This window comes from Pseudomonas sp. IT-P100 (assembly GCF_949767185.1).
In the GTDB taxonomy this organism is placed as follows: domain Bacteria; phylum Pseudomonadota; class Gammaproteobacteria; order Pseudomonadales; family Pseudomonadaceae; genus Aquipseudomonas; species Aquipseudomonas fluorescens_B.
On the sequence record NZ_CATKQK010000015.1, the window covers coordinates 19,840 to 35,172 of the forward strand.

The 15,333-nt window shown below is 60.0% G+C and carries 15 protein-coding genes; 9 read left to right on the top strand and 6 right to left on the bottom strand.

The genetic code is table 11. The features are described 5' to 3' along the window. Positions 1-90: 90 nt before the first annotated feature. Positions 91-819 (bottom strand): hypothetical protein, encoded by a 729-nt coding sequence (locus tag ACM6IQ_RS14685; protein WP_414879163.1) that lies wholly within the window; start codon positions 817-819, stop codon positions 91-93. A 187-nt stretch (positions 820-1,006) separates the two neighbouring features. On the opposite strand from ACM6IQ_RS14685, the gene ACM6IQ_RS14690 reads away from it, so the two are divergent. Beyond that, the gene (locus ACM6IQ_RS14690; RefSeq protein WP_017339917.1) at positions 1,007-1,261 is read left to right on the top strand and encodes a DUF1652 domain-containing protein; all 255 of its coding nucleotides are present in this window, start codon (positions 1,007-1,009) and stop codon (positions 1,259-1,261) included. A 48-nt stretch (positions 1,262-1,309) separates the two neighbouring features. Here the strand turns inward: ACM6IQ_RS14690 and ACM6IQ_RS14695 are convergent, their stop codons facing one another. Then, complete coding sequence (locus tag ACM6IQ_RS14695; protein WP_017339916.1) at positions 1,310-1,666, bottom strand: hypothetical protein; 357 nt, start codon at positions 1,664-1,666, stop codon at positions 1,310-1,312. Positions 1,667-2,010: 344 nt separating this feature from the next. Here ACM6IQ_RS14695 and peaA point away from each other — a divergent pair, with 344 nt between their 5' ends. The 4 genes from peaA (at position 2,011) to peaD (ending at position 6,571) form a co-directional block, all read left to right on the top strand. Beyond that, positions 2,011-3,591 carry a quinohemoprotein amine dehydrogenase subunit alpha gene (gene peaA, locus ACM6IQ_RS14700; protein WP_414879164.1) on the top strand — a complete coding sequence of 527 codons (1,581 nt, stop codon included), beginning with the start codon at positions 2,011-2,013 and terminating at the stop codon, positions 3,589-3,591. Between the two features lie 82 nt (positions 3,592-3,673). After that, positions 3,674-5,104, top strand: a complete 1,431-nt coding sequence (peaB, locus tag ACM6IQ_RS14705) for a quinohemoprotein amine dehydrogenase maturation protein (RefSeq protein WP_017339914.1) — start codon at positions 3,674-3,676, stop codon at positions 5,102-5,104. Position 5,105: 1 nt separating this feature from the next. After that, positions 5,106-5,429, top strand: a complete 324-nt coding sequence (gene qhpC, locus ACM6IQ_RS14710; protein ID WP_008027961.1) for a quinohemoprotein amine dehydrogenase subunit gamma — start codon at positions 5,106-5,108, stop codon at positions 5,427-5,429. A gap of 23 nt (positions 5,430-5,452) precedes the next feature. Continuing rightward, entirely contained in the window at positions 5,453-6,571 is a 1,119-nt protein-coding gene (gene peaD, locus ACM6IQ_RS14715) for a quinohemoprotein amine dehydrogenase subunit beta (RefSeq protein ID WP_017339912.1), read from the top strand. A gap of 70 nt (positions 6,572-6,641) precedes the next feature. Here the strand turns inward: peaD and ACM6IQ_RS14720 are convergent, their stop codons facing one another. Further along, on the bottom strand, positions 6,642-7,043 hold the full coding sequence (locus tag ACM6IQ_RS14720; protein WP_414879165.1) for a lysozyme inhibitor LprI family protein: 402 nt from the start codon (positions 7,041-7,043) through the stop codon (positions 6,642-6,644). Between the two features lie 266 nt (positions 7,044-7,309). On the opposite strand from ACM6IQ_RS14720, the gene ACM6IQ_RS14725 reads away from it, so the two are divergent. Next, positions 7,310-7,798: an SRPBCC family protein gene (locus tag ACM6IQ_RS14725; protein ID WP_017339910.1), complete on the top strand. Its 489-nt coding sequence runs from the start codon at positions 7,310-7,312 to the stop codon at positions 7,796-7,798. A gap of 682 nt (positions 7,799-8,480) precedes the next feature. On the opposite strand, the gene inhA is transcribed toward ACM6IQ_RS14725, so the two are convergent. Beyond that, positions 8,481-9,176 carry an isonitrile hydratase gene (gene inhA / locus ACM6IQ_RS14730; protein WP_017337584.1) on the bottom strand — a complete coding sequence of 232 codons (696 nt, stop codon included), beginning with the start codon at positions 9,174-9,176 and terminating at the stop codon, positions 8,481-8,483. A 90-nt stretch (positions 9,177-9,266) separates the two neighbouring features. Here inhA and ACM6IQ_RS14735 point away from each other — a divergent pair, with 90 nt between their 5' ends. Continuing rightward, positions 9,267-10,250, top strand: a complete 984-nt coding sequence (locus ACM6IQ_RS14735) for a GlxA family transcriptional regulator (protein ID WP_414879166.1) — start codon at positions 9,267-9,269, stop codon at positions 10,248-10,250. Positions 10,251-10,335: 85 nt separating this feature from the next. Here ACM6IQ_RS14735 and ACM6IQ_RS14740 read toward each other — a convergent pair whose 3' ends face one another. Both ACM6IQ_RS14740 and ACM6IQ_RS14745 read right to left on the bottom strand, forming a co-directional pair. Next, entirely contained in the window at positions 10,336-10,725 is a 390-nt protein-coding gene (locus tag ACM6IQ_RS14740) for a hypothetical protein (protein ID WP_017337586.1), read from the bottom strand. 319 nt (positions 10,726-11,044) lie between these two features. Then, the gene (locus tag ACM6IQ_RS14745) at positions 11,045-12,871 is read right to left on the bottom strand and encodes a glycoside hydrolase family 15 protein (protein WP_414879167.1); all 1,827 of its coding nucleotides are present in this window, start codon (positions 12,869-12,871) and stop codon (positions 11,045-11,047) included. 202 nt (positions 12,872-13,073) lie between these two features. On the opposite strand from ACM6IQ_RS14745, the gene ACM6IQ_RS14750 reads away from it, so the two are divergent. Continuing rightward, complete coding sequence (locus ACM6IQ_RS14750; protein WP_017337588.1) at positions 13,074-14,246, top strand: MFS transporter; 1,173 nt, start codon at positions 13,074-13,076, stop codon at positions 14,244-14,246. A gap of 219 nt (positions 14,247-14,465) precedes the next feature. Further along, the gene (locus tag ACM6IQ_RS14755) at positions 14,466-15,200 is read left to right on the top strand and encodes a thioesterase II family protein (protein WP_017337589.1); all 735 of its coding nucleotides are present in this window, start codon (positions 14,466-14,468) and stop codon (positions 15,198-15,200) included. The last annotated feature ends 133 nt before the right edge of the window (positions 15,201-15,333 follow it).

A 15,333-nucleotide genomic window follows, 5' to 3' on the forward strand; every position in this document is an offset into this window, starting at 1 on the left:
CGACGGTGCCTGAGATTCAAGAGACGGTTTTTCAGCCCAGACCTATGGAATGTCCGGGCTGATTCGGGCGATACGCTGCGCTGTCTGCAATCAGACCGTCTCGTCGATCTTCTTGGCGTCGCGCTCGGTCAGCATCTGCACTTCCATCTCCTGCGTCATCCGCTCGCCTTTGCTCCACAACTGAGAGGAGAAGAAGCCGTTCAGGGTTTCAGCGTTTGGCGCCGAGCCTTTCTTCAAGAACAGGGCGCCCAGATCGATGGTGTTGGCGAAGTTCTCCTTGTTCAGGTTGTACCCGCCCACGTAGCTGCCCCCCCAGACGGAGTCGGCGGACACCAGCTCGATGGAGGCGTCGCGGTAACTGCTCGCTGCCGATTTGAGCGAACTGGATGCATTCAGTAAATTGTTCAGCCGATTCATGTCGGAAGAACTGAGCGCGCCAGAAGTGTTGAGGGCCTTGAGGCTTCCATCCGCTTGAATGGTGAAGCCGAATTTTTTGTCGGCGAGGTCCGGATAGGCGTGGGCCAACGCAGACTGGAACTCTTCAAAAGAGGATTTCAGCGATTGATGGGCGTTTTGGTGCCGCTCGGCAACCTGCGGGAAATCAGGCGACTGGCTGCGGCCGATCCAGGTCTCGATCGATTCGATGGTCAGACTGGTGGCAGGCGCCTCATCGCTTGGATGATAAATCGCCGCGGGATTGATGTTTACCGTCGTTTTCTGCTGCTCTTCACTCAGCGTTTTCGCTGTCAGTGGTTGGCTGGACTGGCTGAGCTGAGCGGCCGATGGCTGGATCGAGGCTGAGTTTAAAGAAATTGCCATGTCGTCATTCCCTTAACGTTTGGTGTAGCAGGTTATCGACGGGTAGCGCGAAAGCTTGAACGCCGAGACGACGAGCAACCGGGTTGCGCTCTTGAGCCCCCCACTTTTGGGGAATAGAATTTTCAGGCTCGGTGGGTGAAATGACGGAGCATTTACCCGGCACACATCTGGTGTAAGGGAGGTTGCGATGTTCCTTTCAACCCTGGAAATCCAAAGCATCATCGAACACAGTTTTCTGCCCGCCGTCTGCACCTGCAACATGGAAGCGGACCAGTCCCTGACGATCCGGGTCTGTGACTGCATGACTGGCAAAGTAGACCTGATCGCCACCCACGTTCCGGTGTGGACACTGGACAGTCCCCATGCCATCGCCACACTGGTGGCGGACATGCGTCAGGAAATCGAGGCGCACAAAAGCATTCATCCCACCTATTCGATCTGAACCAGCGACAAGCCGCACCGTGTAACCGGTGCGGCTCGCGCTGAGTAATCAGGCGGCGATTCTCCGAAAAATATCGTCGAACGTGTTGCCATCTACGGCAACTAGTAATTTCCTGTCGTCCTTGAGCGTGGCCAGGAACGTCACTTCGGTTTCCTTTCCGGCCAGCATGAAACCGGCAATGGCGCCGATGGGGCCGAGCAGCATGGCGCCGGCGACGCCGAAACCGATGGCGTCCTTGATGTTATTGATCGAATCCTCGTTGGCGACTTCCACGCTTTTGAACGAGGAAAGTGGCAGGGTGATGCCGGGCCACGGGTGGAGCGACGTTCTCAGGGTGAAAACGCCGTCTGTGTACTCTCCGTCACCCTGCAGAAAGTCCCCCGCCAGGACAGTGACGCTTGCCATGTTGGGACCCCCGACTGGCAATGGATGAACACTTATTTCGCCCCCGCAGGGGATTGCCGTCAATCGTCGGGCGATGAGCTGTTGCCGCCACGGCAACTATGCTTGTCTCAGACTGCAACACCTGTCGCGATATTAGACGCAAGTACTCAGGCTCAGGCAGGCTCAACCGCAGTCAACTTCACGCAACCGCTTGATTAAAAAGCTAATCGGCAAGCTGGCACGCTCCGTGTATTGGTCATCGCAGACGTTTCTCTTGCCTCCGTCTGCGGTGCGCCGCCGGCGGCAGAAACCATAAAAACGATAAGCCACAAAAATAAGAAAGCACCGTGCGAGGTTCGACGTTGATGAAGAGAAAACTCCGATCAGGCCTGAGCGTCAGTCTGCTGGCCGTGGCCGCCTGTGTGGCGCTGCATTCGCCTTATAGCCTGGCAGCCCGCGACGCCCAGACCATCCTCAAGGAAACCTGTCAGGGCTGTCACACCCCTGAAGCCGATAATGCCCTGAGCCGCATCAGTCACCAGCGTAAAACGCCGGAAGGCTGGCTGATGAGCATCGCCCGGATGCAGACCATGCACGGTTTGCAGATCAGCGATGACGACCGCCGCACCTTGGTCAAGTACCTGGCCGACACTCAGGGCCTGGCGCCGAGTGAGACCGATGGCGTTCGGTATGCGCTGGAGCGGCGACTCAATACTGTCGAGAAATTCGACGACCAGACCAGCCAGATGTGCGGCCGCTGCCACTCCGGGGCGCGGGTCGCCCTGCAACGGCGTCCGGCCCAGGAATGGGAGCGTCTGGTGAATTTCCACCTCGGCCAGTGGCCGTCGCTGGAATACCAGGCCCTGTCTCGCGACCGCGACTGGTTCGATCTGGCACGAAAAGACATGGTGCCGTTGTTGGCCAAGCGTTATCCGCTGGACAACCCGGCCTGGAAAAAATGGCAGGCCACGGCGCCGAAAGCCGAGGCGCTGGTGGGCGACTGGAGCTTCAGCGGCCACTTGCCAGGCAAAGGTGAACTGGCCGGGGTGATGAGCGTGAGCGCCGATGGCGACGACACGTTCAAGGTCAGCGTCAAAGGCCAATACGCCGATGGCACCCCGTTCAATGGCGACGGCAGCGCGATTCTCTACACCGGCTATGAATGGCGTGGCAACGTGACCATCGACGGCGTGACCATGCGTCAGGTGTTCGCCGCCCAGGGCAATGCCATGCAGGGCCGGATGTTCGAGGCCGAGCACGATGAACGCGGTCTGGACTTCGTCGCGGCCAAGCAGGGCAGCAGTCGTTTGCTGGCGGTGCAGCCGGGTTATCTGAAGGCTGGCGTCGAGACCGAAGTGACCCTGATCGGCAGCGGTCTTAGCGGCAAACCGAACTTCGGCAAAGGCGTGGAAGTGGTCGAGGTTGTCGAGCAAAACGCAGATCGTATCAAGGTCAGACTCAAAGCCGCCGCCAATGCCCAGCCGGGCCTGCGCAACGTCACCGTCGGCACGCTGAAAGGCCCGACCCTGTCGGTCTACAGCAAAATTGCCGAAGTCAAAGTCGTGCCCGAGTTCTCGGTGGCGCGGATCGGCGATGGCGGTGGTTCGACGCCGAAAGTCCAGGGGCGTTTTGATGCTGAAGCGTGGGGCAAGGGCGCTGACGGCAAGCCGTATCGCATCGGCGTGTTCCCGGCGCAGTGGTCGGTCGAAGCCTTCGACGACCGCGCCAAGGAAGACGAAGACGTCAAGTTCGCCGGCACCATGCAAGCCGACACCGGCGTGTTCACCCCGGGCGATGCCGGGCCGAACCCGCAACGCAAAATGTCCACCAACAATGCCGGCAACCTCAAGGTGATCGCCGCCGTCGACGACGCAGGGAAATCCCTGACCGGCGAAGGCCACATGATCGTCACCGTGCAACGCTGGAACAATCCACCCATTCCGTGAGTTGGCTGAAACCCAAGTCTTCAGACACTTTTTTCGGAATGACCGCAGGCCCCGCAAAACGGGGTTTGCACAGGAGGTTGCAATGGGCGCTATTTTGAATCTGGTTGAGCGGAACCTGCACGAAGTGCACGTCGATGCCGACCGCATGCTGTTTCACATTCCCAGCAGTTCACTGTTCGCCAGCGACGAGCTGACGGGCACCATCATTGATACGTTGCGCGGTCCCGGCTGTTCGTCGGACGACCTGATCCAGCGTTTGTCTTCTCGCTTCAACGGCGACGAAATCACCGAGACCCTGCGTGAGCTGATGTCCCTGGAGCTGGTCAGCGACGGCTCGCCGCTGACCCCGGACATCGGCACCAAACGGGTCGAGCGCACCGCGATCAATACCGTAGTGCTCAACGTCAACACCGGCTGCAACCTGAGCTGCACCTACTGCTACAAGGAAGACCTCGACAAGCCGTCGGCCGGCAAGAAAATGGACGTCGAAACGGCTATTGCATCAGTGGAAATGCTGCTGCGTGAATCCCCGGACGAAGAGCGTTTTACCGTGGTGTTTTTCGGCGGTGAGCCGCTGAGCAATCGCAAGCTGATCGAATACATGGTCGACTATTGCGAGAAGCGTTTCCGCGAGGCCGGCAAGTTCGTCGAGTTCGTCATGACCACCAACGCGACGCTGCTCACCGAAGACACCGTGGACTACCTCAACGCCCACCGTTTCGGCCTGTCAGTCAGTATCGACGGGCCGAAAACCGTGCACGACCGCAACCGCATCACCGTGGGCGGGCAGGGCACTTACGACGTGGTGCGGCGCAAGGCCGAGATGCTGCTGTCGCGCTACAACAGTCGTCCGGTCGGTGCCCGCGTAACCCTGACCACCGGCGTCACCGACGTCGAAACCATCTGGGATCACCTGTTCAATGAACTGGGGTTTGCCGAAGTCGGCTTTGCCCCGGTGACCTCCGGCGACATCAGCACCTTCAACCTCACCAGTGACGAACTGATCGAGGTCTTCGCCAGTATGAAACGCCTCGGTCGGCGTTACCTGGACGCGGCGCTGGAGCACCGCAACATCGGCTTCTCCAACCTGCACCAGTTGATCACCGACATCCACGAAGGCCACAAAAAAGCCCTGCCCTGCGGCGCGGGCCTGAAGATGCTGGCGGTGGATCACAAGGGTGAACTGAACCTGTGCCACCGCTTTACCGGCTCATCGCTGCCGACCTTCGGCAACGTGCACAGCGGTGTGAAACAGGTCGAGCTGAACGACTTCCTGTCCCAGCGCCTTGACCGTACCAACACCGGTTGCGAGGACTGCCAGATCCGCAATCTCTGCTCCGGCGGTTGCTACCACGAGAGCTACGCCCGTTACGGCGACCCGACCCACCCGACCTATCACTACTGCGAACTGATGCGTGACTGGGTCGATTTCGGCATCGAGGTCTACACCCGGATCATGGCCCACAACCCTGCGTTTATCAGCAGCTACATCACTCCGCGCAAGGCTCACTGATATGAAACATCTCAAGGCAATCAATAATAAAGCGTTGAAACTCGATGAGGCCGCGGCCGAAAACCGCATCGAAGAAGTGGTGGCGATGAGCTCTGTCGCGGGCTGTGCGTCGACCACCGACCCGGGTTGGGAAATCGATGCGTTTGGCGGTGTGTCGTCGTTGTGCCAGCCGATGGAAGCCGACCTTTATGGCTGCTCCGACCCTTGCTGGTGGCCGGCCCAGGTGCCCGACATGATGAGCACCTACCCGGACTGGAACAAGGATGCCCAGGCGTCCAACGACAACTGGCGCAACCTTGGCACTGTCTTTCCAAAAGACAAGTGATCGGACAAAAGAAGGATTCCAGCATGCACAGCATCAAAGCCTGCGGCCTGGCCGCGTTTGCCGTCCTGAGCGTCTGTTCGTTCAACGTTCTGGCCGATGAAAACTCCGCTCTGCAAGACGGTCACGAGTACATGGTGACCACCAATTACCCGAACAACCTGCACGTGATCGACCTGGCCACGGACACGCTGTTCAAGACCTGCAAGATGCCGGACGCCTTCGGTCCGGGCACGGTTCAGTTGTCGCCGGATCGCAAGACCGCTTATGTGCTGAACAATCACTACGCGGATGTCTACGGCGTCGAACTGGACAGCTGCAAGCAGGTGTTCCACGCCAGCATCACCCAGAAACCGGGGGAGAAAGCGAAGTCGATGTTCGCCTTCACCCTCAGCCATGACGGCAAGGAACTGTTCGCCATCGCCAACCCGACGTTGATGCTCAATGACCGCTACGAAGTGCAGCAGCCTCGGCTGGACGTCTACGCCACCGACGCCGGTATGGACGCCAAACCGGTGCGCAGCTTCCCGGCACCACGGCAGCTGACCATCATGCAGAGTGGCGACGACGGCACGCTTTATGTCGCGGGGGCGGACGTCTACAAGGTCGATGTGAAAACCGGCAAGTTCGACGTGCTGATCCCCAGCCGTCACTGGAAGCGGGCGAATTACAGCGCACCGGACGTGCTCTACGTGTGGAACCAGCAGACCTATCGTCACGACTTTTCGCTGCTCTACACCGCGGCGAAGTTCAAGGACAAGAAGCAGGATCCCGCTACCGCCGAGTACCTCTACGGGTTGTTCAGCATTGACCTGAAAACCGGCAAGACCGAAACCACCGACTTCGGCCCTCTGACGGAAATCTACTTCAGCGGCATGCGCTCGCCGAAGGACCCGAACCTGATGTTCGGCGTGCTCAATCGCCTGGCGAAGTACGACATCAAGGAAAAGAAAATGCTGCAGGCGGCGACGCTGGATCATTCCTACTACTGCATTTCCTTCAACAAGGACGGCAGCAAGATTTACCTGGCGGGGACGTTTAACGATGTGGCGATTTTTGATGCCGACAGCCTGAAACAGGTGGGCAGCATCAAGTTGCCGGGTGGGGATATGGCGATTACCACGGCGCAGATATTTGTCCGGTAATTGCGGCGCCTGTCAGGGCTTCATCGCGATCCGACTTGTCCGCGATGAGGCCCTGACAGGCACCAGATCCTCAAACCCCAGGCACCGGACAACTCAGATCCCCCTCCTGACACTTCAAGTAAATCTTGAAAGCCTCAACCCGCGCCTTGGTCAGGTCCGTGATGCAATTGCTGTAAATCAACGGATAGACACTCCCGCCCTCAACCCCGGACGCCGAAAACTTGCACTCGGCATCCCGAAACCCGATCCATGCCCGCTGCGCGCCTATCAACAGCTTCTTGCTGTCGGGATGGTCCTTCAAGCGCTCGGTGATCTGCCGGTAAAGCGCATTCAACTCCTTGTCCGCCGCCTTGTTCTGCTGCGCCGCACATTGATTCATCGTGGCCTGGTCGGTGGCGTTGTCGCAATCGACGGCATGGGCAATGGTGGTGAACAGCAATGGCGTCAGCGCCAGAAGCAAGCGTGGGTGCATGGGGATTCTCGCTGTGACTGGAAAAGTGAGGTGCAGTGTAGCGAAGCCTCATTCGCTTGCGGTGGCGCTGGAGCCCTTAGTAAGTGATCTGCGCACGCTTGGATGTCCTTGCGCCTGTATCACTTCTGTCGTTCTCAACCCCGAACTCCGGTGCGGATGTGCGGCCTGAATATTTCAGGCAGGGTTGATTGAGAAACCCGATTGATACAACTTTAAGGTTGGTCTTGTGGTCTTACAGGCCTACTGTTAAGTACAGGAGGTGACTTATGAACCCAGCATCAGATCGCATCGAAAGGAAGATCCTGCTTAAAGTGCCGCGTTCGCAGGTCTGGCGCGTGCTGGCCAACGCCGAAGCGTTCGGGCAGTGGTTTGGCGTGGCACTGGAAGGCAAGCGTTTTGTCGCCGGCGAATGGACTCAGGGACAGATTACCTACCCAGGTTATGAGCATTTGCTGTGGAATGTCCTGGTGGAGCGAGTCGAGCCGGAACGCGTGTTTTCGTTTCGCTGGCACCCGTATGCCGTGAAGCCCGAAGTCGACTACTCCCAGGAGCCCACCACCCTGGTGCTCTTCGAGCTTGAAGACATGGATAACGGCACCTTGCTCAAGGTCACCGAGTCCGGCTTCGATCACATTCCCCAGTCGCGGCGGCTCAAGGCGTTCCGTATGGACAGCCGTGGTTGGGATGAGCAGATGAACAACATCGAAGAATTTCTGAAGATCAACACCAAGGCTCGCGAGCATCAGCCAGAGTAATGGCCCGCGGGCCCCTGAATTCAAGGCTTTCAGGCTCGACGCCTGAGGCGTCTAAGGGTTTACGGAAGGGGCGGTATGGCGAATGTCTTACACGCAGTGGCAACGATGTCGCCTGTTGCAGATTGGATCCGATGCGTAATCTAGCCTCATCAACCGGAACACAGGAAGTGCTTCGGGATCAAGGATGATCGGCCATCAGCAAGGAACGCTATCGACAGGGAGTCGACATGGTCTTGGGAAAAACCCGCTTCGGCGGGTTTTTTTTCGCCTGCTGAAAAGATGACCATGTCTTTGTGCGAGCGAGCCTGTGTGGCGAGGGAGCGTGCTCCCGCTCGCCTGCGAAGCAGTCGCAAAGCTTTTGGGCTCGCTTCGCGACCCAGCGGGAGCAAGCTCCCTCGCCACACAGTCCCCCGCGCCACACTGTGCGGACTCGGGTCCTGAATGGTCAATGGCTTACACCAGAGCGCGGGTATGTCGTCTGTTTACGCTTCAACAATGTCGTTAATCTGGATCCATCAACTGAGTCGCAGGATGCACTCAGGATCACGGATGATCGACCATAAGCCTGGATGGCTGCTGACAGGATGTCGAAATGGTCTTGAGAAACCCGCTTAGGCGGGTTTTTTTGTGGGCGATGGAAAGTCCTCGGTGGAGCCGGACGCTGGCTGCACCGAGGAATGGATCAGCGTACTGACACCTGATCGAGCTTCGCCGCAACACGCTCGGTGATTTCCGAGCGCAATTTCAACGACCCGGCAGCCCGTTTCCGCGCCTCCTCCAGCACGCTGACCGGAGCGGTCTCAGGACAGCCCGAAGCAAATGGCGGCGCCGGAGCATATTCCAGCTGCAACTGCACCAGCTGCGCCGTGTCCTTATCGAACAATTCAGCGGCCAATGTCAGCGCGAAATCGATGCCCGCGGTGATCCCGCCACCGGTCAACAGATTGCCATCGCGCACCACCCGATCCTTCACCGGAATCGCACCCAATGGCGCGAGCAATTGGTGATACGCCCAATGAGTGGTCGCGTGTTTACCCTTGAGCAGGCCCGCAGCACCCAGCACCAACGCTCCCGTGCACACCGAAGTGACATACCGGGCATGGGCCGCCTGAGCCTTGATGAATGCCAATGTTTTTTCATCTTCCATCAACGGCCCGACACCGCTGCCGCCGGGAATGCAGATCACATCCAGTGCCGGGCAATCGTCGAAGGTGACGGTGGGTTTCAGCACCAGGCCGGTGCTGGCGGTGACTGGCATCAAGTCCTTCCAGATCAAATGCACCTTCACGTCCGGCAACGAGGCCAGCACGTCATAAGGGCCGGTCAGGTCCAGTTGCTGAACCTGCGGGAACAACAGAAAACCGATCTGCAGCGTCATGGTGTTTTTCTCGTGAAGTGGGTGGACGGCTTCACTCTAGGCTCGTAGGATTTGGCGCATACGCCAATTACCCCACGAATTACGCCAAACATGCCCAAGACCATTCATGTGCTCGCGTTCGCCAATGTGCAACTGCTCGACGTTACCGGGCCACTGCAGGTGTTCGCCTCTGCCAACGATATTGCCCGCCAGAAAGGTTTGCCGCCGCCTTATGCACCGACAGTAATTGCCAGCGGCGGCGGGGCGGTGATGTCGTCGGCGGGGCTGGCGTTGTTGGCCGACCCGTTGCCCGCACAAGGCAGCGATACCTTGATCATTGCCGGCGGCTGGGGCGTTTACGCGGCAGCGGAGGATGCGGCACTGGTGGCCTGGGTGCATGAGCATGCGGCGAGATGCCGTCGGGTGGCATCGGTGTGCACCGGGGCGTTTTTACTGGCGGCCAGTGGCTGGCTCGATGGCCGTCGGGTGGTCACGCACTGGACCCGTTGCGATCAGCTGGCGCAGAGGCATCCACGGCTGCGGGTCGAGCCCAATCCGATTTTCATCAATGACGGCCCGGTGTGGACTTCGGCCGGGGTCACGGCTGGCATCGACCTCGCGCTGGCCATGGTCGAAGAAGACCTGGGTCGTAACATGGCGCTGGAAGTGGCGCAGCAGTTGGTGGTTTTCCTTAAACGTCCGGGCGGTCAGTCGCAGTTCAGCGTCACCCTGTCCTTGCAAAAAGAAGGCAGCCGATTCGACGACCTTCACGCCTGGATCAGCGAACACCTCAGCATGGATCTGGGCATTCCCACCCTGGCGCTACAGGCCGGCATGAGCGAACGCAGCTTCGTCCGCCACTACCGCGCCGACACCGGTCAGACGCCTGCGCGGGCCATCGAACTGATTCGGGTCGAGACGGCGCGGCGGTTACTCAGTGATACCGGTGTGCCGATAAAACGGGTCGCCGTGCAGTGCGGGTTTGGTAGCGAAGAGACGCTGCGCCGCAGTTTTCTGCGCGCCATGGGCGTGACGCCGCAAGCCTATCGCGAGCGGTTTTCGGTGAGTTCTGAAGTAGATTCGGTGACGCTCTGATCGTTGCGCCTGGCGTTTTCGCGCCAATCTTTGCGACTGCTGCGCAGTCGAACGGGAGCAAGCTCCCTCGCCACACAGTGGAGGCTCAAGTTTCGGCTTCCGCCACCTGATTGATATATTTCGCCCGATCCGGCGTAAACGTCACCACCATCCCGGTCCGCGAGCACGTCAATGCTCGTTCTTCATCCAGGTCAACCTCCAGATCTTCCCCGCGCAAACCCTGCCATTGAGCAAGGTATTTGAGGGAGCCGTACTTTTCGAGTTTCTTCAGGCTGCGGCTGACACCACCTTTCCAGCCCAGCACCGGCAGTTCGCCGGCGCGGCATTGTTGGGCGAGTTCGGGGAAGCGGGCGGCGCGTTGGCGGCCGATTTCCCAGCATTTGATCAGGCCTTTGTCGGGGCCTTCCCACAGTTCGTCGCGGTTCAGGCCGGATCGGAGTGGGGTGTCGATGCTGCGGTGGATACGCTGGGTCATTCGGGTTCCTTGAATTCGGGTTTTGTTGGACAGCTCCGCTGTGCCCGTTGACGGTCGATGGTAGGTGGGGATGTAGCGGCTGGCAACAAGGTATTTCGGGAGTTGGCGGCGGGTCTTGTTTATGAAGCGTAGGACTTTTCCCTTCACGAAACCTGTGGCGAGGGAGCTTGCTCCCGTGCGGCGACGAAGTTGTCGTAAACCCTGTGGTTACGTTTCACCTGATGTACCGAGTGGGATGGTTTTGGGGCTGCTTCGCCGCCCAACGGGAGCAAGCTCCCTCGCCACAGATGATGGGTGGGATCAGCAAAGCGTCTCGGTCTCACGGTTGCCAGTAGTTTTTTTCCCCACTCAGTTTCCGGTCCAGAAAACTCGCCGCGCTGATCAGCGCCAGGTGCGTCAGCGCTTGTGGTGTATTGCCCAGATGCCGCGCATGGCTGTCGAACTCTTCGGCGTACAACCCCAGCGGATTGGCGTACCGCAGCAATTGTTCAAACTCCAGGTGCGCCTTTTCCACCTGGCCGGCCCGGGCCAGGCATTCGACATACCAGAACGAACACGCAGCGAAGGCGCCTTCGGTGCCGGTGAGGCCGTCGATCTGACTGTCTTCGTTGCGGTAGCGATAGACCATGCCGTCGCGTACCAGGGTTTTCTGGATGGCTTCGAGGGTCGATAACCACCGCGGATCTTTCGCGCTGACAAAGCGCACCAGCGGCATCAGCAACATCGAACCATCCAACGCGGTGCCGCCGATGTGCTGGACGAAATGCCCGCGCTCTTCGTTCCAGAAATTTTCCCAGATGTCGACGTAGATCGCCTGACGGGTCTGGTCCCAGCGGGCAAACGGGGCGGGCAGGGAGCGTTTCGAGGCGAGGCGGATCGCCCGGTCCAGCGCGACCCAGCACATCAATCGAGAGTGCAGGAAATGATGCTGCTCGCCGCGCATTTCCCAGATGCCGACGTCTTTTTGCTGCCAGATTTCGCAGACCTGATCGACCACGTCCACCGCGTGTTTCCAGCCTTCATGGGAGATGGCGTCGCCGTACTTGTTGACCAGGTACACCGCATCCATCAGCTCGCCGAAGATGTCGAGCTGGATCTGGTCGTAAGCCTGATTGCCGATGCGAACCGGCGTGGCCCCGCCATGGCCGCTGAGGTGCGAGAGTTCGGTTTCCGGCAGTTCCTGACGGCCATCGATGGCGTAGAGAATGTTGAGTTTCATCGGTTTTCCGTGGCAGTCGCTGACCCGCCCGCGCAGCCAGCGCATGTAATCGTTGGCCTCCTGGACAAACCCCAGGCGCATGAAGGCATAGACCGTGAACGAGGCGTCGCGGATCCAGGTGTAACGGTAATCCCAGTTGCGTTCACCGCCCGGCGTTTCCGGCAGGCCGAACGTGGCGGCGGCGAGGATTGCGCCGTGTTTGCGTGAGGTCAAAAGCTTCAGCGCGAGGGCTGAGCGGTTGACCATTTCCCGCCAGCGACCGCGGTAGTTGGACTGGCCGGCCCAGTCGCGCCAGAACTTCAGTGTGCGCTCCATGCACAAGTCTGCGGCCCCGTCCTTGAAGCGGGGATCGTCGACGCCGCCCAGCAGGAATTGCGCACCCTGGCCCTGTTCCAGCGTGAATTCGGCCACCGCCGTGTTGCCGTCGATACGCAACACCTGATCCGAAGACAGGCGCATGGACGGTTGATCGGCTGCCTCGAATACCACGTCCTTTTCGTCCAGGTGCGCGCGGGTTTTGGCGCGAGCATAGTCATGCCTCACGGCGCAGCGCATGTAAAACGTCGCCTGGCCGCTGACCACCCGAACCCGGCGCATCAGCACCGGCAGATCATCTTCGCTATCGCCGATGGGCAGCAGGTCAGTGACTTCGACCACCGCGCTGTCGCTGAGCCAGCGGGTTTGCAGCACGTTGGTGTCGGGCAGGTAGATCTGCTCGCGGCGGGCATCGGCCAGGTAAGGTGCCAGTTGGAAAATGCCGGCCTCGGGCGTGTCCAGCAACGAGCAGAAGATCGACGGGCTGTCGAATTCCGGCCAGCAGAAAAAATCCACGCTGCCCTTTTCGTTGACCAATGCCGCGCTGCGCATGTCGCCAATGATGCCGTGGGCGTCGATAGCGCTTTGTCGTTCGGGATGATGATCAGCCATTGCTGCGAAACTCCGGATCAAGGCTCATGCCTCCGGAAGGTTAGCGCCTTGAGATGTGGGCTTAATCAGCAGACTGGTCTGGGTGGTGGAGAGTTCAGCAGCAAGATCAAAAGATCGCAGCCTTCACATTCAACCAACAATTCGACCCTTTCCCCTTCACCCGCCTTATGGCAACTTGCAGGCCCTTATCGAGAGCCGAACCATGGCCAACCCCTACCGCGAACTGTTCAAAGCTCCAGGCAGCCGGGCTTTCGTGCTGGCCGGGATGATCGCGCGCATGCCGATTTCCATGACCGGTATCGGCCTGATCACCATGCTCTCCCAGTTGCAAGGTGGTTACGGGCTGGCCGGTGCGGTGGCGGCGACGTTTGCCCTCGCGACGGCGTTTTGCGCGCCACAGGTTTCGCGTCTGGTGGACCGTTTCGGGCAACGCCGGATCTTGCCGGTGTCAGCGCTGATCGGTGGCGGGGCATTGCTGCTGGTGTTGCTGTGCACGCGTTTGCAGGCGCCGAACTGGACGTTGTTTTTGTTCGCCGCGCTGGCCGGTTGCATGCCGAGCATGTCGGCGATGGTGCGGGCGCGCTGGACCGAGGTCTATCGCGGCCAGCCACAATTGCAGACCGCGTACGCCCTGGAATCGGTGCTCGACGAAGTCTGCTTCATTGTCGGACCGCCACTGTCAGTGGGCCTGTGCGTGGTGGCGTTCCCCGAAGCGGGGCCGTTGGCGGCGTTGCTGATGCTGGCGATTGGCGTCACGGCGTTTGTCCTGCAACGGGACACGGAGCCGGCGATTCATCCCCATGAAGAACACCATCAGGGCTCGATCATTCGTTCCGCCGAGATTCAATTGCTGATGCTGTTGATGGTTGCCATGGGCACCATTGTCGGCGTGGTCGATGTGGTCAGCGTGGCGTTCGCCCAGCAACAGGGCCAACCGGCGGCGGCGAGCATTGTGTTGTCGGTGTATGCCATCGGCTCGTGCCTGGCCGGGCTGGCGTTCGGGGCGTTGCGCTCGAAAGTGCCGTTGCCGCGATTGTTTCTGTATGGCGGGGTGGCGACGGCGGTGACTACGTTGCCGTTGTTGCTGGCGAGCAATATTCTCGGGTTGTCGCTGGCGGTATTCGTTTCCGGGCTGTTTTTTGCCCCGACGCTGATTGTGGCGATGGCCTTGGTGGAGCGCATCGTGCCGCCGGCCAAACTCACCGAAGGGCTGACCTGGCTGGTCACCGGGTTGAGCATTGGCGTGGCGATTGGCGCGGCCAGTTCAGGGTGGCTGGTGGATGCGTTCGGTGCGCGCAGCGGGTTCTGGGTGGCAATCGTGGCGGGGGCTGTCGTCCTCGGTTCCGCAATCCAAAGTTTCCGTCACCTCAAGTAATTCATTCACCCATTCTGTGGCGAGGGAGCTTGCTCCCGCTCGGCGGCGAAGCCGTCGTAAATCCCTCAGCCAAGTGTTACCTGACATACAGAGGCGGCTGGTTCTGGGGCCGCTTCGCAGCCCAGCGGGAGCAAGCTCCCTCGCCACAATTCAGTATCCACCTAATTCCCCGCGGCGCTCATCCGTTCTCTTTACAGACAACTTTTCGAGGTAAGCCCGGTGACCCAGCTGACATTGCTGTGCCTGCCCTATTCAGGCGCGAGCGCCATGGTCTACAGCCGCTGGCGGCGCAAACTGCCGGAGTGGCTCAAGCTGCAACCGGTGGAACTGCCGGGGCGCGGCGCGCGGTTCGGCGAGCCCTTGCACACCGACATGCGGCACCTGGCGCTGCAACTCGCCCAGGAACAGAAAGCCACGCTCAAGGCGCCGTACGCCCTGTTCGGCCACAGTCTCGGCGCTTTGCTGGCCTGCGAAATGGCCCACGCCTTTCGCTCGCTGGGTTGCCCTGAGCCGGTGGCGCTGTTCGCTTCAGGCACCGCCGCGCCGACGATGCGGGCCGACTACGACCAGGGTTTTGCCGATCCGAAAACCGATGCCGAGCTGATCGAGCAACTGCGCACCCTCAATGGCACCAGTGAAGAAGTGTTGGCCAATGAAGAGCTGATGAGCCTGACGCTGCCGATCCTGCGTGCAGACTTCCTGCTGTGCGGACGCTTCGAGCCGATCCAGCGTCCGTTGCTGAAATGCCCGGTGCACGTGCTTGGCGGCAAGGCTGATCGCGCGACCACCGAACAGCTGATCGGCTGGAGCAGGGAAACCCACGGCAGCTTCTCCGTGGACATGCTGGCCGGTGGTCACTTCTTCATCCATGAGCACGAAGCCAAGGTGTTGCGGGTGATCAAGGACCAGCTCGATGTTCACCATCGCCGGCACGCCATGGCTGCCACTGCCTGACACGGCCAGATTTGGGAGCGGGCTTGCTCGCGAAAGCGGTTCATCATTCAACATTGATGTTGGCTGACCCGACGCTTTCGCGAGCAAACCCGCTCCTACATTTGATTTGCCGCAACCTGACATCCCGCGATCC

Coding starts and splice junctions, on each gene's coding strand:
- ACM6IQ_RS14685 (WP_414879163.1), bottom strand. CDS start 819: ATGGCAATTTCTTTAAACTCAGCCTCGATCCAGCCATCGGCCGCTCAG.
- ACM6IQ_RS14690 (WP_017339917.1), top strand. CDS start 1,007: ATGTTCCTTTCAACCCTGGAAATCCAAAGCATCATCGAACACAGTTTT.
- ACM6IQ_RS14695 (WP_017339916.1), bottom strand. CDS start 1,666: ATGGCAAGCGTCACTGTCCTGGCGGGGGACTTTCTGCAGGGTGACGGA.
- peaA (WP_414879164.1), top strand. CDS start 2,011: ATGAAGAGAAAACTCCGATCAGGCCTGAGCGTCAGTCTGCTGGCCGTG.
- peaB (WP_017339914.1), top strand. CDS start 3,674: ATGGGCGCTATTTTGAATCTGGTTGAGCGGAACCTGCACGAAGTGCAC.
- qhpC (WP_008027961.1), top strand. CDS start 5,106: ATGAAACATCTCAAGGCAATCAATAATAAAGCGTTGAAACTCGATGAG.
- peaD (WP_017339912.1), top strand. CDS start 5,453: ATGCACAGCATCAAAGCCTGCGGCCTGGCCGCGTTTGCCGTCCTGAGC.
- ACM6IQ_RS14720 (WP_414879165.1), bottom strand. CDS start 7,043: ATGCACCCACGCTTGCTTCTGGCGCTGACGCCATTGCTGTTCACCACC.
- ACM6IQ_RS14725 (WP_017339910.1), top strand. CDS start 7,310: ATGAACCCAGCATCAGATCGCATCGAAAGGAAGATCCTGCTTAAAGTG.
- inhA (WP_017337584.1), bottom strand. CDS start 9,176: ATGACGCTGCAGATCGGTTTTCTGTTGTTCCCGCAGGTTCAGCAACTG.
- ACM6IQ_RS14735 (WP_414879166.1), top strand. CDS start 9,267: ATGCCCAAGACCATTCATGTGCTCGCGTTCGCCAATGTGCAACTGCTC.
- ACM6IQ_RS14740 (WP_017337586.1), bottom strand. CDS start 10,725: ATGACCCAGCGTATCCACCGCAGCATCGACACCCCACTCCGATCCGGC.
- ACM6IQ_RS14745 (WP_414879167.1), bottom strand. CDS start 12,871: ATGGCTGATCATCATCCCGAACGACAAAGCGCTATCGACGCCCACGGC.
- ACM6IQ_RS14750 (WP_017337588.1), top strand. CDS start 13,074: ATGGCCAACCCCTACCGCGAACTGTTCAAAGCTCCAGGCAGCCGGGCT.